Source organism: Parahaliea mediterranea (genome assembly GCF_017255185.1).
Classification (GTDB): Bacteria; Pseudomonadota; Gammaproteobacteria; order Pseudomonadales; family Halieaceae; genus JAFKCZ01.
On record NZ_JAFKCZ010000003.1, the window covers coordinates 124,511 to 145,860 of the forward strand.

At 64.9% G+C, this 21,350-nt stretch carries 19 protein-coding genes; 11 read left to right on the top strand and 8 right to left on the bottom strand.

Going from position 1 to position 21,350, the window contains the following annotated elements; all coding sequences use genetic code 11:
• The first annotated feature begins 186 nt into the window (after positions 1-186).
• From dksA to JYP50_RS04200, 5 genes are all read left to right on the top strand, one after another.
• Entirely contained in the window at positions 187-651 is a 465-nt protein-coding gene (gene dksA / locus JYP50_RS04180) for an RNA polymerase-binding protein DksA (RefSeq protein WP_241262817.1), read from the top strand.
• 36 nt (positions 652-687) lie between these two features.
• The gene (gene gluQRS / locus JYP50_RS04185; protein WP_206559221.1) at positions 688-1,605 is read left to right on the top strand and encodes a tRNA glutamyl-Q(34) synthetase GluQRS; all 918 of its coding nucleotides are present in this window, start codon (positions 688-690) and stop codon (positions 1,603-1,605) included.
• Between the two features lie 36 nt (positions 1,606-1,641).
• Positions 1,642-1,818 (top strand): hypothetical protein, encoded by a 177-nt coding sequence (locus tag JYP50_RS04190; protein ID WP_206559222.1) that lies wholly within the window; start codon positions 1,642-1,644, stop codon positions 1,816-1,818.
• Entirely contained in the window at positions 1,808-4,819 is a 3,012-nt protein-coding gene (locus JYP50_RS04195) for an ATP-binding protein (RefSeq protein WP_206559223.1), read from the top strand. Before JYP50_RS04190 ends, JYP50_RS04195 begins: the two co-directional genes overlap by 11 nt.
• 88 nt (positions 4,820-4,907) lie before the next feature.
• Positions 4,908-6,347 (top strand): sigma-54-dependent transcriptional regulator, encoded by a 1,440-nt coding sequence (locus JYP50_RS04200; RefSeq protein WP_206559224.1) that lies wholly within the window; start codon positions 4,908-4,910, stop codon positions 6,345-6,347.
• Between the two features lie 11 nt (positions 6,348-6,358).
• Here JYP50_RS04200 and JYP50_RS04205 read toward each other — a convergent pair whose 3' ends face one another.
• Positions 6,359-6,547: a hypothetical protein gene (locus JYP50_RS04205; RefSeq protein WP_206559225.1), complete on the bottom strand. Its 189-nt coding sequence runs from the start codon at positions 6,545-6,547 to the stop codon at positions 6,359-6,361.
• Positions 6,548-6,893: 346 nt separating this feature from the next.
• Between JYP50_RS04205 and pcnB the strand changes: the two genes are divergently transcribed.
• From pcnB to JYP50_RS04235, 6 genes are all read left to right on the top strand, one after another.
• Complete coding sequence (gene pcnB / locus JYP50_RS04210; RefSeq protein WP_241262818.1) at positions 6,894-8,177, top strand: polynucleotide adenylyltransferase PcnB; 1,284 nt, start codon at positions 6,894-6,896, stop codon at positions 8,175-8,177.
• A complete protein-coding gene (folK, locus tag JYP50_RS04215) occupies positions 8,174-8,674 on the top strand; it encodes a 2-amino-4-hydroxy-6-hydroxymethyldihydropteridine diphosphokinase (RefSeq protein WP_206559227.1) in 501 nt (166 codons plus the stop codon). The genes pcnB and folK overlap by 4 nt, the downstream gene beginning before the upstream one ends.
• Positions 8,675-8,705: 31 nt before the next feature.
• Positions 8,706-9,389, top strand: a complete 684-nt coding sequence (locus tag JYP50_RS04220; protein WP_206559228.1) for a deoxynucleoside kinase — start codon at positions 8,706-8,708, stop codon at positions 9,387-9,389.
• A gap of 6 nt (positions 9,390-9,395) precedes the next feature.
• A complete protein-coding gene (gene panB, locus JYP50_RS04225) occupies positions 9,396-10,187 on the top strand; it encodes a 3-methyl-2-oxobutanoate hydroxymethyltransferase (RefSeq protein ID WP_206559229.1) in 792 nt (263 codons plus the stop codon).
• 282 nt (positions 10,188-10,469) lie between these two features.
• Entirely contained in the window at positions 10,470-11,354 is an 885-nt protein-coding gene (gene panC, locus JYP50_RS04230; RefSeq protein WP_206559230.1) for a pantoate--beta-alanine ligase, read from the top strand.
• A gap of 91 nt (positions 11,355-11,445) precedes the next feature.
• Positions 11,446-11,856, top strand: a complete 411-nt coding sequence (locus JYP50_RS04235) for a PGPGW domain-containing protein (protein ID WP_206559231.1) — start codon at positions 11,446-11,448, stop codon at positions 11,854-11,856.
• A 12-nt stretch (positions 11,857-11,868) separates the two neighbouring features.
• Here JYP50_RS04235 and JYP50_RS04240 read toward each other — a convergent pair whose 3' ends face one another.
• The 7 genes from JYP50_RS04240 to nusA form a co-directional block, all read right to left on the bottom strand.
• Entirely contained in the window at positions 11,869-12,504 is a 636-nt protein-coding gene (locus tag JYP50_RS04240) for a TIGR04219 family outer membrane beta-barrel protein (protein ID WP_206559232.1), read from the bottom strand.
• Positions 12,505-13,069: 565 nt separating this feature from the next.
• Entirely contained in the window at positions 13,070-15,193 is a 2,124-nt protein-coding gene (gene pnp / locus JYP50_RS04245; protein ID WP_206559233.1) for a polyribonucleotide nucleotidyltransferase, read from the bottom strand.
• Positions 15,194-15,254: 61 nt separating this feature from the next.
• Positions 15,255-15,524, bottom strand: a complete 270-nt coding sequence (rpsO, locus tag JYP50_RS04250; protein ID WP_206559234.1) for a 30S ribosomal protein S15 — start codon at positions 15,522-15,524, stop codon at positions 15,255-15,257.
• 120 nt (positions 15,525-15,644) lie between these two features.
• Positions 15,645-16,571 carry a tRNA pseudouridine(55) synthase TruB gene (gene truB / locus JYP50_RS04255; protein WP_206559235.1) on the bottom strand — a complete coding sequence of 309 codons (927 nt, stop codon included), beginning with the start codon at positions 16,569-16,571 and terminating at the stop codon, positions 15,645-15,647.
• A complete protein-coding gene (gene rbfA / locus JYP50_RS04260) occupies positions 16,571-16,978 on the bottom strand; it encodes a 30S ribosome-binding factor RbfA (protein WP_206559236.1) in 408 nt (135 codons plus the stop codon). Before rbfA ends, truB begins: the two co-directional genes overlap by 1 nt.
• Before the next feature lie 39 nt (positions 16,979-17,017).
• Positions 17,018-19,768 carry a translation initiation factor IF-2 gene (gene infB / locus JYP50_RS04265; RefSeq protein ID WP_206559237.1) on the bottom strand — a complete coding sequence of 917 codons (2,751 nt, stop codon included), beginning with the start codon at positions 19,766-19,768 and terminating at the stop codon, positions 17,018-17,020.
• A gap of 58 nt (positions 19,769-19,826) precedes the next feature.
• Entirely contained in the window at positions 19,827-21,320 is a 1,494-nt protein-coding gene (nusA, locus tag JYP50_RS04270; RefSeq protein ID WP_206559238.1) for a transcription termination factor NusA, read from the bottom strand.
• Positions 21,321-21,350 lie beyond the last annotated feature (30 nt).

Consider the following 21,350-nt stretch of genomic DNA (forward strand, 5'->3'; position numbering starts at 1 on the left):
GACGACCATTCTAACAGCGCTTGACAGGGCTGCGACAACGCCCGGCAAAGCCGTTATTTTTTTGTGGCACCGGGTGGGGATATCTGGTAGCTTCTGCGCGCTTGAGAGCAGCGCCCTGGCGGTCAGAACAGAACGCTGCTTTATCCATGAGTGCCTGATTCATTGTGCAGTATGGGAAATGTGACCATGCCAAAAGCAGCGCAAAAAGCCTCCGCCAAGCCGGCGGTTAAGCCCCCTTCAGAGTTCAAGAGCTTCGAGCCGTACAAGCCCAAGCGCGGCGAGGAGTACATGAACGAGAAGCAGCGGGAGCACTTCCGCAACATTCTCCGCGACTGGAAGTCCAACCTGATGCAGGAAGTGGATCGCACCGTGACCCACATGAAGGACGAGGCCGCCAACTTTCCCGACCCGGCCGATCGCGCCACCCAGGAAGAGGAGTTCAGCCTGGAGCTGCGCACGCGCGACCGCGAGCGCAAGCTGATCAAGAAGATCGACGGCACCATCGAGCGCATCGACCAGGACGACTACGGCTTCTGCGACGCCTGCGGCGTGGAGATCGGCATCAAGCGCCTGGAGGCCCGCCCCACGGCGACCCTGTGCATCGACTGCAAGACCCTCGACGAAATCAAGGAAAAGCAGGAGCTGGGCTAATCCGCTCCCGCGGCCGCCCTCCGGGGCGGCTCTCTCATGCCCGCCCCTGACATCACATACCGGGGACGCTTTGCCCCCTCCCCCACGGGCCCATTGCACCAGGGTTCCCTGATCGCCGCCCTCGCCAGCTATCTGGACGCCCGCGCCGCCGATGGCGCCTGGCTGCTGCGCATGGAGGATATCGACCCGCCGCGGGAACAGCCCGGCGCCGCGCGAGCCATCCTGGCCAGCCTGGAGGCCCACGGCCTGCACTGGGACGAAAACGTATTGTGGCAGAGCGCCCGCACCGAGGCCTATCTGGCGGCGCTGGACACCCTGCGGGGGACCGGCAGGCTGTTTGCCTGCCGCTGCACGCGCGCGCAGACCGACGAGCTGGGCAACTGCGCCGGCGACTGCCGTACGCGGCAGGCACAATCCGACGGCGACACCGCCCTGCGGGTAGCGGTCGACACGAACTATGAAGCGAACTGGCCGGATCGCTGGCAGGGGCCGCAGCACTGGCCCATCGGCGGCGCGCTGCGCGACTTCGTGGTGCGGCGCAAGGACGGCCTGTTCGCCTACCAGCTGGCGGTGGTGGTGGACGACGCCGCCCAGGGCATCACCCACGTGGTACGCGGTAGCGACCTGCTCGACTCCACGCCGCGACAGATGTGGCTGCAACACCTGCTGGGATTCGATTCACCGCGCTACGACCACCTGCCGGTACTCACCAACCGGGAGGGCCAGAAACTGAGCAAGCAGACCCACGCCCCGCCGCTGGACGACAACCAGGCGCCGCGCAACCTGCGCCTGGCCCTGGAGCACCTGGGCCAGCCGGCGCCCCCCGACGAGTACTCCGACTGCGCCGCGCTGCTGCGCTTTGCCGTGGACCACTGGCGCGCGCAGTGGGTGCCGGCCACGGCCACGCTCGCGCCAACACCGGGTGGCGCGGCTTTACCGCCCCGCGGGGCTTGAGTAGTATCGACGGGATCACCACAAGGAACGCTCACGATGTACGTCAACAGAGCCTTGCTGCTGCTGTTGGGGCTCGCCCTGATCTTTCTCCCGGCCATCGAACGCTGGATGTGGCACAGCGAAGCCGAGTGGTATCGCCCCTACCTGCTGTGGTTTGCGGCGGTACTGGCGGCCTGGTGGAACCAGCGCTCAAGGTACCCCGATGAGCTTTAGCCTGGCGCAAATCGTACTGGCCATCGTCGCCTACCTCAGCATCCTGTTCCTGGTCGCCCACCTGGCGGATAGCGACCTGCTGCCGCGCCGCCTGGTCCAGCACCCCGCCACCTACGTGCTGTCGCTGGGCGTGTTCGCCGGCGCCATGGCCAGCAATGCCATCTTCGAACTGGTGTGGCGCTACGGCTACGGTTTCATGCTGTACTACCTGGGCGTGGTGCTCATGTTCCTCATCGCCACGCTATTACTGCTCCCCCTGCTGCGACTGTGCCGCGTGTACCAGCTGTCCTCCCTGGCCGACGTCCTCACCTTCCGTTTTCGCAGCCAGTGGGTGGGCTCGGCGATCAGCCTGGCGATGTGCCTCACCCTGTTGCCGCTGCTGGCCCTGCAGCTCCAGGCGGTGGCCGACAGCGTGCACATCCTGGCCGGCGACACCGCCAACCTGCTGCCCGCCGCCGAGCGCCAGGACTGGCTGGCGCTGGTGTTCTGCCTGATCATAATCGTGTTCGCCATTCTGTTCGGCACCCGCAATATCGCCAGCCACAAGCGCAACACCGGCCTGGTAACGGCCATCGCCTTCGAGTCACTGGTGAAACTGGCGGCGCTATTGACGCTGATGTTCGCCGCGGTCTATCAGGTATTCGGCGGTTTCGAGGCCATGGAGGAGTGGGTGCGGGAGTCCGCCCCCGCCGCCGCCCTGCTGCAGGGGCCGCTGCAGGGCAATGCCACACGCCTGCTGCTACTGGTATTTTTCGCCGGCGCGGTGTGCATGCCGCACGTGTTCCACATGGCCTTCGCCGAGAACAAGGAGAGCCTCGATTTGCGGGCCGCGAGCTGGGGCCTGCCCCTGTACATGCTGGCGATCAGCCTGCCGGTGCTGCCCATCACCTGGGCCGGCCTGGCCCTGGCCCACGACCTGCCACGGGAGTACAGCGGCCTGGCCCTGGGGCTGGGATTGAAATCCGCGGGCATTGCCGCGACGGCCTTCGTCGCCGGCCTGTCCGCCGCCAGCGCCACCATCATCGTCACCACCCTGGCGCTGGCCAACATGATCATCAACCACCTGATCCTGCCCCGCAGCTTCATCCAGATCGGCCGCCAACAGAGCCTCTACTCGCACCTGAAGTGGCTGCGTCGCAGCCTCATCACCTTCCTCATCCTGGCCGGCTACGCCTGCTTCCTGGCGGTCAACGGCCGCCACAGCCTGGTCGAACTCGGCCTTACCGCGTTCACCGGCACGCTGCAGTTCCTGCCCGCCATCGTCGCCACCCCCTACTGGCACCGCGGCAACCGGCGCGGCCTGCTGGCGGGCCTGGCGGCGGGGCTGGCGGTGTGGGCCTACACCCTGCTGCTGCCGATTCTCGGCGCCGGCCACCCCCCCTGGCTGGCGGCACTGGCCATCGACTGGTTCGGCGACGCCCGCGAGGCCTGGGCGGTGGCCTGCGTGCTGTCCCTGGGGCTGAACAGCCTGCTGTTCATCGCGATATCGCTGCTCACCGACAGCTCCGAAGAGGAGCGCGTGGCGGCGGAAATCTGCTCGATGGACGACGTGGGCCGCCCCACCCGGCGCACCCTGGCCCTGCACAGTGCCGGGGAGTTCATCGACTCCCTCGCCACCTCCCTCGGCGAGCGCACCGCCCGCGCGGAGGTGCGCCGGGCGCTGATGGAACTGCAGTTCGACGAAAGCGAATCCCGCCCCTACGCCCTGCGCCGCCTGCGCAGTCGCATCGAGGCCAACCTGTCCGGCCTGCTGGGCCCCTCTGTGGCCCAGGGAGTACTCAACCGCTGCATCCCCTTCCAGCCCGGGATCGAGGGCAACACCGAGGATCTCTACCTGATCGAACGCCAGCTGGACAAGGCCGAAGGCCAGTTCACCGGCCTGGCGGCCGAGCTGGACAACCTGCGCCGCCACTATCGCCAGACCCTGGACAACCTGCCGATCGGCGTGTTTTCCACCGCCGCCGACGGCGAGGTGCTGCTGTGGAACCGCAGCATGGAGGAGATCACCGACATCCCCGCGCGGCGCGTGCTGGGCTCCCTGCACGAGTCGATGCCGGCCCCCTGGCGGCAGATTTTCGGCGCCTTTCTGGACGACGACAGCGAATCGCTGCTCAAGCGCGAGGTGGCCCTGCCCGACGGCAGCTCGCGCTGGATCAGCCTGCACAAGACGACACCGGGCGGGCGCGCCCCGGGCGAGCGTACCCCAGGCGAACACAACCGGGGCGACCGGCTGGTTCTGGTGGAGGATATTTCCGACCTAGAGCGCCTGGAAACCGAACTCCTGCATAATGAACGCCTGGCCTCCATCGGCCGCCTGGCGGCCGGCGTGGCCCATGAAATTGGCAACCCCATTACCGGTATTGCCTGCCTGGCGCAGAACCTGGACTACGAAACCGATCCCGAGGAGGTGCGCGACACCGCCCGCGACATTCTCAAGCAGACCGACCGGGTGAGCCGGATCGTGGAGTCGCTGGTGAACTTCTCCCACACCGGCTCCCGCGCCGGCGACACCCGCCTGGTCGCCTGCAACCTGGCGGACTGCGTCGACGAGGCGGTGCACCTGCTGCAACTGGATTACGAAGCCAAGCCGGTGGCGTACATCAACGAGTGCGATCGCGAGACCCTGGTGGTCGCCGACACCCAGAAATTGCTGCAGGTTTTCATCAACCTGCTCGGCAACGCCCGCGACGCCTGCGGCGAGGACGGGCGCATTCGGGTACGGGCCAGCACCGGCGACGGCCGGGCACTGATCGACGTGGAGGACAACGGCTGCGGCATACCGCTGGAAATCCAGAGCCAGGTGTTCGAGCCCTTCTACACCACCAAGGACCCGGGTCGGGGCACCGGCCTGGGCCTGGCGCTGGTGTACAGCATCATGGAAGACATGCAGGGCTCGATCCAGCTGCAAAGCCCCATCGACGAGGGGCACCGCCCCGGCACCCGGGTTACGCTGCAACTGCCGCTGGGCAGTTACGACGGCGAGTTCCGGCTAACAATGTAACCCCCGGTGACAGGCGAATCTCGCGACGACTGGAAAATTGGCGGGTCGCGGGGTATGTTGTGTCACCGTCTTGCACAAGGTAACACCCATGCCAAAAATACTGGTAGTCGAAGACGAATCGGTCATTCGCAGTGCCCTGCGGCGGCTGCTGGAACGTAACGACTACAACGTGTCGGAGGCGGCCTCGGTGCAGGAGGCGGAGTCGCGGCACAACCTCAATGATTTCGACCTCATCATCAGCGACCTGCGCCTGCCGGGTGCCCCGGGCACCGACCTGATCAAGAAGGCCGGCGAAGTTCCGGTGCTGATCATGACCAGCTACGCCAGCCTGCGCTCGGCGGTGGACTCGATGCGCATGGGCGCGGTGGACTATATCGCCAAACCCTTCGACCACAGCGACATGCTGGGCGCGGTGGAGCGCATCATCGCCGACCACCCCACCCCCCGCGCCGAAAGCGCGCGCGACGCGGCCCGCGAACACCGCGAACCCGGCTCGCCCCGTGACACCGGCCTGCTCGGCAACTGCCCCGCCATGCAGTCACTGTTCCGCAGTATCAAGAAAGTGGCGCCCACCGACTCCACGGTACTGGTGCTCGGCGAAACCGGCACCGGCAAGGAACTGGTGGCGCGCAGCGTGCACCAATACAGCAAGCGCGCCGACAAGACCCTGGTATCGGTCAACTGCGCGGCGATCCCCGACACCCTGATTGAATCCGAGCTGTTCGGTTACGAGAAGGGCGCCTTCACCGGCGCCAACGCCAGCCGCATGGGCCTGATCGAGGCCGCCGATGGCGGCACCTTGTTCCTCGACGAGATCGGCGAATTGCCGATGGAGGCCCAGGCCCGCCTGCTGCGCTTCATCCAGGAGGGGGAGATCCGCCGCATCGGCTCGGTGACCTCGCGCAAGGTCAATGTACGCCTGATCTGCGCCACGCACCGCAATCTCCAGGCGCTGGCCGCCGAGTCCCAGTTCCGCCAGGACCTCTACTACCGTATCAACGTGCTGCGATTGTCGCTGCCGCCCCTGCGGGAACGCGGCAAGGACATCCTGCACCTGGCCGAGCGCATGCTGGAGACGCAGATCGAGCGGCTCGGCAAAAACTCCATGCAGCTGTCGCCCAAGGCGATCCAGGCCATCACCACCTACCAGTGGCCGGGCAACGTGCGGGAACTGGAGCACGCCATCGAGCGGGCGGTAGTGCTCTCCGAAGGCGACGAGATCGACAACGAGGCGCTGGGCATCGACCTGGAACTGGTCAATATCAACCGCATCCGCGGCGAGGGCATAAAGAGCAGCGCCCCGCAGCAACCCCGCAATATCAGCTCCGACCCCCAGGAAGACCTGTCGCTGGAAGATTACTTCCAGCGTTTCGTCCTGGAACACCAGGACTCCATGAGCGAGACCGAATTGGCACAAAAACTGGGCATCAGCCGCAAGTGCCTGTGGGAGCGCCGCCAGCGCTTTGATATTCCTCGGAAAAAAAGCGGCGCCACTGGCGCCGGACGACGCAAAAAAGCCGCCGGCTGAGCGTTACCCCGTCACGAAGCTGTAACAAAAGCCGGAGTAAAAAGGTAACAACTATCTGTACCGCGCACGAAACCGGTGCCCTCCAAAATTTTTAACTCATTGTTTTTAAAGGTTTTTGCAAAAACTGGCACACAGCCTGCACTCTTATAGGCAGCTACAACAATAAAAATAAAAATCTGCTGTAATAAAAATAATAGCATTCACTATGGACCTGGTTGGGGAAGGCTACTTCCCCATCGTTCCTTTCTTACGGGAATACCCGCAGGGGCCCGGCGACTGTCGCCGACGGCAATCCCGGGGATATACCCACGGCGGCCGCGACACCGGGCCGCGAGAACTGACATTTGGCAGCTTCTGGTTCCGATGCCTGCCAAATAACAATAATACCGGCTAGCGCATAACAATAACTCGGTTGAGACCTGGATGGGGAAAACGGCTGTTTTCCCCGTCTTATTCTTCCCTCCCCAAGAGCTTCGCCCCGCTGGCACGGGACGCGGGCAACTGTGTTAGACTGCGCACCGTCAACCCATGCACAAGGCGGCGCGCTTGAAGGTCATTCCCAGGGATCAGCACTGCATATCCCGCAAGAACATCAGTGATAATGCCCTCAAGGTCATGTCGCGCCTGCGCAACAGCGACTACCAGGCCTACCTGGTGGGCGGCGCGGTTCGCGACCTGCTCCTGGGCGGCCATCCCAAGGACTTCGACGTGGCCACCGACGCCACCCCCGAGGAAGTCCACGCCCTATTCCGCAATTCCCGCATCATCGGCCGCCGTTTTCGCATCGTCCACGTACGCTTCGGCCGCGAAGTCATCGAAGTCACCACCTTCCGCGGCCACCACGACAACGGCGGCGAGGGCGGCGCCCACGCGCGCCAGTCCGCCAGCGGGCTGCTGCTGCGCGACAACGTCTACGGCACCCTCGAGGAAGACGCGGTGCGCCGCGACCTGACGGTCAACGCCCTGTACTATGACAGCGGCACCTTCGAGGTGTTCGATCACGTACACGGCCTCGAGGACCTGGAACGGCGCAGCATCTGTATTATCGGCGACCCGGAGCAACGCTTCCGCGAGGACCCGGTGCGCATGCTGCGGGTGCTGCGTTTCGCCGCCAAGCTGGATTTCAGCATCGACGCGCAAACCGCGGCGGCCATCCCCGTGTGCGCCCCCCTGCTCGGTGAAATTCCGGCGGCGCGCCTGTTCGACGAATTTCTCAAGCTGTTCCTGACCGGTCGCGCCGAGCGCACCCTGGAACTGCTGCTGGAATACCGCCTGCTGCAGTACCTGTTCCCCGACAGCAGTCACCTGCTGGAGGAAGGCGGCACCGCCCTGGCCCTGGCGCGGGCCGCCATGGCCAGTACCGACTCGCGCATCCGCGACGACAAGCCGGTCACTCCCGCCTTCCAGCTGGCGGCGCTGCTGTGGCCGGCGGTGGGCGAGCTGTCGCGCAACCTGCAGGCGACCGGCGAGCCCCCGGTGCCCGCCCTGCACAGCGCCACCCAGCAGGTCGTCGCCCGCGCGGTGCAGTCGATGAGCATCCCCAAGCGCTTCAGCATGCCGATGCGCGACATCTGGGAGCTGCAGCTGCGCCTCGAGCGACGCGGTCGCAAGGCGGCGGAGCTGGTACAGCACCGGCGCTTCCGCGCGGCGTATGATTTCCTGCTGCTGCGCGAGGAAGCCGGCGAGGACACCGGCGACGTGGGCGCCTGGTGGACCGAGTTCCAGACCCTGCCGGAAAACCAGCAACTGCAACAGATCGTCGACGACAGCGCGCCTCGCGGCCGCCGGCGGCGCCCGCGCAGGCGGCGGCGCAGCAATACCACCTCATGATCACCTGCTACATCGCCCTGGGCAGCAACCTCGACGAGCCCGAATCCCAACTGCAAGAGGCCGTGACCGCCCTGAGCCGCATCGAGGGCCTGCGCCTGGCCGCCGCCTCTCCCGTATACCGCTCCGCCGCGGTCGGCCCCGGGGAACAGCCGGATTACCTCAACGCCGTACTCGCGGTTATCACCGACCTGCAACCCCTGGCCCTGCTCGACGCACTGCAGGCCATTGAGGATCGCCAGGGGCGCCAGCGGGGCGAGCGCTGGGGGCCGCGCACCATCGATCTCGACATCCTGCTCTACGGCGACCAGCGCATCGACCTGCCCCGGCTACAGGTGCCCCACCCCGAGATGACCGGGCGCAATTTTGTCCTGGTTCCACTGGCGGACATCTGCAACCCCGCATTGCGGCTGCCCGACGGCGAGGAACTGGGTTCCGTGGTCGGGCGCTGCCCCGACGCGCGACTCGAACGCACGCGCATTCGCCTCAAAACCCACTAGGGCCCGGGCCCCGCACACCAGGAGTCGCAGCTTGAGCGGTGACAGCACGACCATCAATATCGACCTCAAGGGGCGCACGCCACCCCGGTTTATCGCGGTCGAGGGCCCCATTGGCGTGGGCAAGACCACGCTGGCCAAACGCCTGGCCGCCAGTTTCAACTACCAGACCCTGCTCGAACAGGCCGAGGATAACCCCTTCCTCGAGCGTTTCTATCGCAACCGCAAACAGGCGGCCCTGGCGACTCAGCTGTTCTTCCTGTTCCAGCGCACCGAGAAAATCCAGGACCTGCGGCAGGGCGACATCTTCGAACCGTTACGGGTGGCCGATTTCCTGATTGACAAGGACCCGCTGTTCGCCCGCATCAACCTCGAGCCCGACGAATTCCAGTTGTACGAACGCGTTTACCAGCAGCTCACCATCGATGCGCCGCCGCCGGACCTGGTGATTTACCTGCAGGCCTCGACCGACGTGCTGCTGTCGCGCATCGAGCAACGCGGCATTCCCTTCGAACAGGGCGTGGAACGCGACTACCTAGAGCGCCTGAACGAAGTGTACAGCGAGTTTTTTCTGTATTACGATGGCGCTCCGCTACTGATCGTGAACGCCAGCGAAATAGATCTCGCGGGCGGCGAGCACGATTACCGGCACCTGGTCGACTACCTGCTGGATATTCGCAGCGGCCGCCACTACTTCAATCCCACCTTCTTTGGATAACCGGCCATGGGCAAGATCACCATCAGCACCCTGGACAAGATGAAAGCCGCCGGGGAAAAATTTGTCTGCATCACCGCCTATGACGCGACCTTCGCCCGCCTGGTGAGCGAGGCCGGCGCCGAGACCATCCTGGTGGGCGACTCCCTGGGCAATGTCGTGCAGGGCCACGGCAGCACCATTCCGGTGGGCATCGACCACATGGTCTACCACACCGAGTGCGTCGCCCGCGCCCGCCCCGACTCGCTGGTGATCGCCGACCTGCCCTTCATGACCTACGGCACCCCCGAGGACACCATGGTCAACGCCGCCCGCCTGATGCAGGCCGGTGCGCAAATGGTCAAACTCGAGGGCGGCACCTGGCTCAGCGACTCCATCAGCATGCTGGTCGAGCGGGGCATCCCGGTGTGCGCCCACCTGGGCCTCACCCCCCAGTCGGTCAACGTGTTCGGCGGCTACCGCGTCCAGGGCCGCACGCCCAAGGGCGCCAAATCCATCCTCGCCGACGCGGTGGAAATCCAGGACGCCGGCGCCAGCTTGCTGGTACTGGAATGCGTGCCCGCGCACCTGGCCACCGACATCAGCGAAAAGCTGGATATACCAGTAATCGGCATCGGCGCGGGCGCCGGCACCGACGCCCAGGTGCTGGTTCTGCACGACCTGCTGGGGCTGTCGGACCACGTGCCGCGCTTCGTGAAAAACTTCATGGCGGAGCAAGGCAGCGTGCAGGGCGCGCTGCGCGCCTTCGTCGAGGCGGTGAAGGCGGGAGCCTACCCCAGCGACGAGCACAGTTACAGCTGACTGCCTCGGCCAGCCCCCTCCACGGCACAACCTCGCATATTAAAGGCCCCCAAGGTAAGCAAACACTCACTTATTCCATTTGGTGATGTGCTTCCTTTGGTAACACCCGCCAATTAAAATTTGCTGAAAATGCATTGCCCGTAACACACGCATGGGGCATACTGCCTCACCCACCGACACGGAGAATGCCGGACAGGGTGAGGGCGTCGGCATAGCGCCCCCAGTAAATAGACCGACGATTGGTTTAGCGTCACCCATTCCACTGCAAGGGATACGGTAGATATGCGAACTTACGCCACCACCGCGCAATTGCGCGCCGGCCTCCGGGAATACCGCCAACAAGGCAATTCCATCGCATTTGTTCCCACCATGGGCAACCTGCACGAGGGGCACCTCGAGTTGGTGCGCCGGGCGCGCGCCCTGTGTGACATCGTGGTGGTGAGTATTTTCGTCAACCCGCTGCAATTCGGCGCCAACGAAGACCTCGACGCCTACCCCCGCACACTCTCCGCGGACAAGGAGAAGCTGTTCAGCGAGGGGGCACAGGTACTGTTCGCCCCGGGTGTGGAGGAGATTTACCCCGAGGGCATGCACAAACACACCCAGGTGCAGGTGCCCGACCTGTCCGAGACCCTCTGCGGCAGCAGTCGCCCCGGCCACTTCAACGGCGTCACCACCATCGTCAACAAGCTGTTCAACATGGTGCAGCCAGACGTGGCGGTGTTTGGCGAAAAAGACTTCCAGCAGCTATCCATCATTCGCAAGATGGTCGAGGATCTGTGCATGCCGATCCGCATCGAGGGCGTGGCCACCGCCCGCGACTGTGACGGCCTGGCCAAGAGCTCGCGCAACGGTTACCTCACCGCTGCCCAGCGCGAAATAGCGCCGGTCATTCACGAAACACTCACCACCTGTCGCGAGGCCATCGCCTGCGGCTTCGACAACTTCCTGCAACTCGAATCCCACGCCCGCATGCAGCTGCTGCAGGCCGGCTTCGAGCCCGACTATTTCGCCATCCGCGACGCCCGCACCTTGCGCGCGGTGGACGAGCACACCGAGGAAATCGCCATCCTCGCCGCCGCCCGCCTCGGCGACACCCGTCTGATCGACAACGTGCGCCTGGCGGTGAATCCGGCATCCGACTGGGGCATGCTGGCCGCGCGCTGAACCTCAACAGCGGTTTCAGCGCGGGAGCTTTGGCGATATCGCGAAACTCCACGGCTGTTCAAACCGCACTCTCGGGCTCTACAATCCAGATATGACGGAGTGGCCAAACTGGGAAACGATGCTGGTGTGGGCCAGCGTGATTTCGCTGGTCGCGCTGGCGGGCACGCTGCTCGCCCTGCCCTGGGCGGTTACCCGGCTGCCGGCGGACTACTTTACCCGGCCGCGGCGCACGGCCTGGCACCAGGCCACGCCCTACGCGCTGCTCAACCTGATCCTGATCGTACTCAAGAACTGCATCGGCCTGGTGCTGGCCCTGCTCGGCGTGGTCATGCTGTTCACGCCCGGGCAGGGCCTGCTGACCCTGCTGGCGGGCCTTGCGCTGATGAACTTTCCCGGTAAATACCGGCTGGAACGCAAACTCGCGCTGAGCCCCGGCGTCTTGCGGGGCATTAACTGGATGCGGAACCGGCGGGGCTACCCGCCGATGGAGGCGCCTGAATAGGCGCCTTCGCGCCTACAGGTCCAGTAGCACGCCGAGACTCCAGCCGCTGAATTCAAGCTTGCCGCTGAAGTCGTCGAAGTCATCGAAATCGTTTTCGACCTGGCGATAGCCCAGGCGGAACGACAGGTCCAATACCGGCAGGTCGAGCAGGTAGTCCACGCCCCCCTCGAAGTCGTAGGCGCTGCTGTCGTCCCAGTTGGTCGCGGTACCCTCGGCGTACAGGCCGAGATCGCTGCCCAGTACCGGCACGCGCACCGCGCCGTACAACTGGGGCAACCAACCCTCGAATTTCCGCCCGCCCGGGGCCCGGCCATCGCTGTAGTTGGTGGCGCTGACGCCGAGATCCAGGTCAATGGCCGGGTTATCGAGTATCTCGTAGTACAACACCGCGTCCAGCGTCGTCAGTTCCAGATCCCTGCCCCGGTCGCTTTCGGCGTAGTCCCAGTAGCGCAACTTGACATTGGGGATCAGCGGGATGGGGTGCTCCAATGCCGCGCTCAGCGACAGTTGCTGCTCGGCATCGCTGCCATAGCCAGGACCGTCCCCCTCGACCATCCAGGCGGCGGCACCGGCCTTGACGGCGAAAATATCGGCAAGGGCCAGCGAGGGGGCGACGGCCAGTAGCAGGGTGGGAATAACGCGGTTCATGAACACGGCTCCGTGTGGGGGAGAAAAGGCCGATACGGTACGGCGTGACTGTTAAGCGGTCAAGCGGGAATGGTTGGCGAACGGTCGGTGAATGGTCGAATAAATTCGACCCTACACGGAATGCGGCGAAATTTGCATTGAACGAATCGTCAGCGTCCCCCGCGTTGGGTCGCGGTGGGTGGTGTCTCTTTTGTGCAGCGCAGGGGAGTCGGTGCGAACACCGCATCGGCTTGGCGGCAACGCGACCGCAGCACCCTCCGGCGGACTACCGAAGTTACGGAGCCCCCAAGCCATGCCCGGCACTCAGGCCATTCGAAGTTAGGAGCAACTCGCCACCCAAACAATAAAGAGGCAGACGCGCCGCAAGCCCCCCGGAGCGGAACAAAAGAGACACCGCCTGCCGGGGCACGATGCAGCGGCCGCGAGGCCGCCTCTCAAAAAGATGCCAACAAAAACCACCACATGTACCGGAACAGCCAGTCACGGCGCTACGCGCCATGCCTGGCGCACAACGAAAAAGGGCGCCGGATGGCGCCCTTGAATTTCGCGATAGATACCGCGCGGATCAGGAATCGGCGGATTCCTGGGCCGGGGCCTCGGCGGCCTCGTCCTCGAGCAGTTCCTTGATGGACAGCTTGATACGGCCGCGCTGGTCGACGTCCAGCACTTTGACCCGCACTTCCTGGCCTTCGCTCAGGTGGTCGGTGACATTCTCGACGCGCTCGTTGGCGATCTGGGAAATGTGCACCAGGCCGTCCTTGCCGGGCAGGATGTTGACGAAAGCGCCGAAATCGACGATGCGCGCAACCTTGCCGGTGTACACCGCGCCGACTTCCGCCTCGGCGGTGATTTCCTCGATCAGCGCCACCGCCTTGTCGCGGGCGGCCTGGTCCTGGCCGAACACGCGCACAGTGCCGTCGTCGTCGATGTCCACGGTGGCGCCGGACTCTTCGGTGATGGAGCGGATGGTGGCGCCGCCCTTGCCGATGATGTCGCGGATCTTGTCGGAGTCGACCTTGAGGGTGACCATGCTGGGCGCGTTCTCGGAGGTCACCTCACGGGCCGCCGGCAGTACGGTGTTCATCTGCCCCAGAATGTGCAGGCGGGCCTGCAGGGCCTGTTGCAGGGCGATCTCCATGATCTGCTCGTTGATGCCCTCGATCTTGATGTCCATCTGCAGCGCGGTCACGCCCTCGGCGGTACCGGCCACTTTGAAGTCCATGTCGCCGAGGTGGTCCTCGTCGCCGAGGATGTCGGTCAGTACGGCGAACTGGTTGCCGTCCTTCACCAGGCCCATGGCGATACCGGCTACCGGTGCGCTCAGCGGCACGCCGGCGGCCATCAGCGCCAGGGAGCCCACACACACGGAGGCCATGGAGCTGGAGCCGTTGGATTCGGTGATTTCCGAGACCATGCGCACGGTGTAGGGGAAGGCTTCTTCGCCGGGCAGTACCGCGGCCAGACCGCGACGGGCCAGGCGGCCGTGGCCGATTTCGCGGCGACCGGTAAAGCCAATGCGGCCGGCCTCGCCCACGGAATAGGGCGGGAAGTTGTAGTGCAGCATGAAGGGATCGCGGCGCTCGCCTTCCAGTGCGTCGATGATCTGTGCGTCGCGGGTGGAGCCCAGGGTCACGGCGCCGATGGCCTGGGTCTCGCCGCGGGTGAACAGCGCGGAGCCGTGCACCTTGGGCAGCACGTCCACTTCACAGGCGATGGGGCGCACGGTGCGGTTGTCGCGACCGTCGATGCGCGCTTCGCCCGCCAGGATGCGCTTGCGTACCAGGGTCTTTTCCACCTTCTTGAAGATGTCCTTGACCTCGTCCCCGGAGGGGCCGCCTTCCACCGCCAGCGCGGCCACGCAGGCCTCGCGGATCTCGCCCACGCGATCGTAGCGTGCGGCCTTTTCGGTGATGCGGTAGGCTTCGCCCAGGTCGTTTTTCACCTGTGCTTCCACCGCGGCCAGCAGTTCCTCGTTTACCGCCGGCGGCTGCCAGTCCCAGCGCGGCTTGCCGGCTTCGGCGGCCAGCTCGCTCACCGCCTGGACCACGGCCTGCATTTCCTGGTGGGCGTAGAGCACCGCGCCCAGCATCTGGTCTTCGCTGAGCTGCTTGGCCTCGGACTCCACCATCAGTACCGCTTCATTGGTGCCCGCCACGACCATGTCGAGCTTGCTGTCCTTGAGCTGTTCGTAGGTGGGGTTCAGGAAGTAGCCCTTGGCTTCGTTGAAGCCCACGCGGGCCGCGCCGATGGGGCCGTTGAAGGGCACGCCGGAAATCGCCAGCGCGGCGGAGGTGCCGATCATCGCGGGGATGTCCGGATCAATGTGCTTGTCGGCGGACATCACCGTGCACACCACCTGCACTTCGTTCATAAAGCCATCGGCGAACAGCGGGCGGATGGGACGGTCGATCAGGCGGGAGGTCAGCGTCTCTTTTTCACTGGGACGCCCTTCGCGCTTGAAGAAGCCGCCGGGGATCTTGCCCACGGAGTAGGTTTTCTCCTGGTAGTGGACCGACAGGGGAAAGAAGGGCTGGTTTTCCTTCGCGCTCTTCTCGGCCACCACGGTCACCAGGACCGCTGTGTTCTCAACGGTGACCAATACCGCGCCGGTCGCCTGCCTGGCGATGCGGCCGGTCTCCAGAGTGACGGTCTGGTCACCGTACTGGAATGTCTTGGTTACTGGATTCACAATTTTTCTCCAATTCTATACATGACAACCGGGGCGCAAGGGCCCCGGTATGTGGTGCAGCTTATCGACGCAGACCCAGTCGCTTGATCAACTCGGCGTAGCGAGTGACTTCCTTGCGCTTGAGGTAGTCCAGCAGCTTGCGGCGCTGGTTCACCATGCGGATCAGGCCGCGGCGCGAGTGGTGGTCCTGCTTGTGCTCGGCGAAGTGGTCCCGGAGCTGCTCAATATTTGCCGTCAGCAGCGCAATCTGTACTTCGGGGGAACCCGTGTCGCCCTCGGACACCTGGTACTCTTTGACGATTTCTGCTTTCTGTTCAGCGTTTAATGCCATTACTCAATTCCTCTGTTGAATCTGCCTGGGCGGGCCCGTTTCAGGCACCGCGTATGAATGAAGAAGCCTGTCCGTGCAGATCTACAGACAGGTTTCGCTCTGTGCCGCCGGCAATACCGATTACCGGCTGACTATCAGCCGACGCGGCGCCACGCGCCCGTCGTCCAATATCTCTCCCACGCCCAGGAACTCACCGCTCTCCAGGGCGACGCGCACCATACCATTACAGGGCGCGTTTGGCACCAGAACCGGCTGGCCCTGGCGTATGTAGAAGCCCGCCGACTCGGTCAGGCGAACCAGGGGCATGCCCTCCACGGCGATATCGGCGGGCATCAGCAGCCGGTCCATCTCGGCCAGCTGGTCATTCTGCTTCAGCGACTCCAGCGTCTCCATGCTCACGCTGTCAGCCAGCGTAAAGGGTCCCGCCTTGGTGCGGCGCAGGGCGCTGACATGGGCGCCGCAGCCCAGGGCCGCCCCCAGGTCCTCGGCGATGGAGCGCACATACGTACCCTTGCTGCAGGCCAGCTCGATGTCCACCTCGGCCCGCTCGCCCGGCCGGAAGGCCGTGAGTTCCAGGCTGTGCACGGTGACCCGGCGCGCCTTGCGCTCGACCTCGCGCCCCTCCCGGGCCAGCTTATACAGCGGTTGACCGTCCTGCTTGATCGCCGAATACATCGACGGCACTTGCTCGATCTCGCCGCGGAACGACTCCAGAGCCGCCCTCACCCGCGCCTCGTCGATCGCCGAGGCATCGGCCTCGCTCAGGATTTCGCCCTCGGCGTCTCCGGTGGCGGTGGCGACACCCAGCACAAAGGTACTGCGATAGGCCTTGTCCGCGTCCAGCAGGTACTGGGAAAACTTGGTGGCCTCGCCAAAACACAAGGGCAGTACGCCGGTGGCCAGTGGGTCGAGGCTTCCAGTGTGTCCGGCCTTGGCGGCAAAATACAGCCGTTTGACCTGCTGCAGGGACCGGTTGGAACTCTCCCCGCCGGGTTTGTCCAGGACCAGGATACCGTCAACCGGGCGGCCGCGACGACGCCGGGCCACTAATTCCCCTCCCCGGACTCGACATCGTCGTCGCGCAGGCCGAGTTCACGATCGGCGTCCGCGGCTTTGCGAATCAACGCCTCCATGTCACGACCGCGGCCCACGCTGGTGTCGAAGTAAAAGCGCAACTGGGGCACGCTGCGCATGTTGCTGTCGCGGGACACCTGCGCGCGCAGGAAACCGGCGGCGTGGTTCAGCGCCTCGGCGGACCCGGCTGCCTCCTCCGTGGAGTCGGCACCGAGACAGGTGAAATACACCTTGGCGTAGCCCAGGTCGCGACTGACGTTCACCCCGGTAATACTGACCATGCCAATACGCGGATCCCGCAGCTCACGCTGGATCAGGGCGGCCAGTTCGCGCTGCAGGTAATCGGCAACGCGCTGGGTGCGGTTGTACTCCTTTGCCATGACCTCTCGGGACCCTCGCCGGCTCGCCGCTACTCACCACTACAGGGAGCGGGCGATCTCCTTCACTTCGTACACTTCGATCTGGTCACCGACCTTCACGTCATTGTAGTTCTTCACGCCGATACCGCACTCCATGCCGTTGCGCACCTCGCTGGCGTCATCCTTGAAGCGGCGCAGGGATTCCAGCTCGCCCTCGTAGATCACCACGTTGTCACGCAACACACGAATCGGCTTGGCGCGGTACACAGTACCCTCGGTCACCATGCAGCCGGCAATCAGGCCGAACTTCGGCGAGCGGAACACGTCCCGCACCTCGGCGATGCCCACGATTTCCTCGCGCATCTCCGGTGCCAGCATGCCGGACAGGGCCTGCTTCACATCGTCGATCAGGTCGTAGATCACGTTGTAGTAACGCAGGTCCACGCCCTCGCTCTCGATCAGGCGGCGGGCGGCGTTGTCGGCGCGCACGTTGAAGCCGAAAATGACCGCATTGGAAGTCATCGCCAGGGTGACGTCGGTCTCGGCGATCCCGCCGACACCACCGGCCACGATGTTCACCTGAACCTCTTCGTTGCCCAGGTCCAGCAGCGAGGTCTGGATAGCCTCCAGAGAGCCGCGCACGTCGGCCTTGACCACCACGTTGAGGGTCTTCTTCTCGCCGGCGGTCATGCTCTCGAACATGTTGTCCAGCTTCGCCGCCTGCTGACGCTGCAGCTTGCTGTCGCGGCTCTTCTCCTGGCGGAAGTCGGCCACTTCACGGGCGCGCTTCTCGTTCTCCACCACGGCGAACTGGTCGCCGGCGTCGGGCGTGCCGTCCAGGCCCAGGATTTCCACTGGAATACTGGGGCCGGCCTCGCCGACGGGCTGGCCGTTCTCGTCGAGCATCGCGCGCACCCGGCCGTACTGCAGGCCGGCCAGTACGATATCGCCCTGGCGCAAAGTGCCGCTCTGTACCAGCAGCGAAGCGACCGGACCGCGCCCCTTGTCCAGGCGCGACTCGATGACGATGCCCTGGGCCGGCACGTCGCGGGGCGCTTGCAGCTCCAGCAGTTCGGCCTGCAGCAACACCGCGTCCAGCAGGGCCTCGATGCCCTCGCCGGTGTGGGCGGAGACAGGGATAAACTGGGTGTCGCCACCCCACTCCTCGGGGATCACATCCTTGGCGGACAGTTCGTTTTTCACCCGGTCGGGATCGGCGCCCTCTTTGTCGATCTTGTTCACCGCCACGATCAACGGCACTCCCGCGGCGCGGGCGTGCAGCACCGCCTCCTCGGTCTGCGGCATCACGCCGTCGTCGGCGGCCACCACCAGAATGACGATATCGGTGCTCTTGGCGCCGCGGGCACGCATCGCGGTAAAGGCCGCGTGTCCCGGGGTATCCAGGAAGGAGATCATGCCGTGGCCGGTCTCCACATGGTAGGCGCCAATGTGCTGGGTAATGCCGCCGGCCTCGCCCGAGGCGACATGGCTCTTGCGGATGTAGTCCAGCAGCGAGGTCTTGCCGTGGTCCACGTGACCCATCACGGTAACCACCGGCGCGCGGGGCTCCGGAGTACCCTCGTGCTGCGCCAGGGTTTCCTCCAGGCTTTCTTCCAGGGCGTCGGCGCTGATCAACTTGACCGAGTGCCCCATCTCCTCAACCACCAGGGTCGCGGTGTCCTGGTCGATCATCTGGTTGATGTTGGCCATCACGCCAAGCTTCATCAACTCCTTGATCACCTCGCCGGCCTTGACCTTCATCTGCTGGGCCAGGCCCTGCACGGTGATCATGTCAGCCAGCTCCACCTCGTGTACCTGGCGCTCGGTGGGCATCTCGAAACCGTGCTTGCCGTGCTCGGCGTGGGCGCCCTTCATCTTGCGGCGGCCACCGCGGCGGCGACCGATACCGGACTCCGCCGCTTCCAGGTCGCTCAGCGACAGGTTGTGACCACGCTGCTTGCCGCGCCCTGCCGGGCGGTCCAGCCGACCTTTACCAGCGGACTTGCGGCGGCCCTGCTCATCCTTCGGCGCGGTCGTCGGCGCCTCGTGCAGACGCTTGGGCCGCTTGGCTTCCTTCTCTTTCTCGCGCACGGCCTTGGCCGCGGCTTCGGTCTTCTGGCGCTCTTCCTCGGCTTTCTTCGCCTCCAGCGCGGCCTTGCGCGCGGCAGCCTCCTCGGCTTCCTTCTTCTTGCGGCGCTCGGTGGCGCGCTGGCGCAGAATCTCCGGATCCAGTTCCAGGATGTCTTCTTTCTCTGGCGCGGCCGGCTTTTCTGGCTCTGGCGCGGCAGGCTCCGGTTCCGGCTCGGGTTCCGGTTCCGGTTCCGGCTCGGGTTCGGGTTCGGGTTCCGGCTCGGGCGCGGCCGGCTCCGGCGCGGGTTCCGGTTCAGCGGACGCTGCGATCTCCGGCTCAGGAGCGGGCGCGGCCGGCTCCGGCGCCTGCTGCGCCTCCTCGGCGGCGGCCTCCTCCGCCAGCCGCGCTTCCTCGGCCTCGGCCTCGGCGCGCAACTCTTCAGGATCGCGCTTGACGTAGGTGCGCTTCTTGCGCACTTCCACGTTCACGGTTTTCTTGCCCTGGGAGCCGGACGTGCGCAGCGTACTGATGGTCTTGCGCTTCAGTGTGATGCGTTTGGGCGCCGCGGTGGACTCCCCGTGGCTGCGTTTGAGGTGGCTCAGCAGTGTCTGCTTGTCTTCCTCGGACACCACCTCACCCGCTTTCTGGTGCGGCAGGCCTGCGTCCTTCATCTGCGTTAGCAGACGTTCTACGGAGGCTCCCACAGTTTCTGCGAGTTGCTGTACTGTCACCTGCGCCATTCAATAATCTCCTTAATCCCGTTGCCCTGTTTGCGGTGGTTCTGCCTCGTTCGAGGCCCTACTCTGCTTCCTCCGCAAACCAGGGTGCGCGGGCCGTCATAATCAGTTCGCCCGCTCGTTCTTCCGTCATTTCCGGGATATCCATCAGGTCTTCCACGCCGAGTTCCGCCAGGTCCTCCATGGTGACAACATCGCGGCTGGCCAGGATATAGGCCAGGTGACGGTCCATGCCGTCCATGTTCAGCAAATCTTCCGCTGGCTCGTTGGCGCCCAATTGTTCCTCGGATGCAATCGCCTGGGTCAACAGGGCATCCTTGGCGCGGGCGCGCAATTCCTCGGCAATATCCTCGTCGAAGCCTTCCACCGCGGTCATCTCCTCCAGCGGTACGTAGGCCACTTCCTCCAGTGAGGTGAAGCCTTCCTCCACCAGGATCTCGGCCACGTCCTCGTCCACGTCGAGCTGATCCATGAAGGTCTGGATCACGGCGCCGGACTCGGCCTCGTGCTTCTCCGCCGCTTCCTCGGTGCTCATGACGTTGATGGTCCAGCCGGTCAGCTCGCTGGCCAGGCGCACGTTCTGGCCGGAACGGCCGATGGCCTGGGCCAGGTTGTCCTCGGACACCGCCACGTCCATGGTGCCGCTGTCCTCGTCGACCACGATGGACTCGACTTCCGCCGGGGCCATGGCGTTGATCACCAGCTGCGCCGGGTTATCGTCCCACAGCACGATATCCACGCGCTCGTTGTCCAGCTCGTTGGACACCGCCTGCACGCGGGAGCCGCGCATGCCGACGCAGGCGCCCACCGGATCGATACGCTGGTCGTTGGTCTTGACGGCGATCTTGGCACGAGAGCCCGGGTCGCGGGCGGCGGCCCGGATCTGGATGACTTCCTCGGAAATCTCCGGCACCTCGATCTTGAACAGCTCGATCAGCATTTCCGGGCAGGCGCGACTGAGGATCAGCTGCGGACCGCGGGTCTCGGTGCTGATCTCGGTGAGGATGGCGCGCACCCGGTCATTGACGCGGAAAGTCTCTCGACCCACCAGCTGGTCCCTCGGCAGCAGGCCCTCGGCGTTGTTGCCAAGATCGACGATGACGTTGTCGCGGGTCACCTTCTTCACGGTGCCTGCAACCAGTTCGCCCACGCGGTCCATGTAGTGTTCCACCACCTGGGCGCGCTCGGCGTCGCGCACGCGCTGCACAATCACCTGCTTGGCGGTCTGCGCGGCGATGCGGCCAAAGCCGACATTTTCCACCTGCTCCTCGTAGACGTCCCCGGGCTTGAGGTTCGGGTCTTTCTCTGCGGCCTCCTCGGTGGTGAGCTGGGTACCCAGAAGCGCCAGTTCGTCGTCGGGTACCACCAGCCAGCGACGCATGGTCTCGTAGTCGCCGGTTGCGCGGTCGATGGTCACTTCGATGTCGGCGTCTTCTTCGTACCGTTTCTTGGTTGCCGTCGCCAGGGCGAGCTCGATCGCTTCGAAAATGATGTCTTCGGAGACACCCTTCTCGTTCGATACGGCTTCTGCCACCAACAGAATTTCCTTTGTCATCTCAAGCCTCGCCTGTTCGTCTTGTACCCG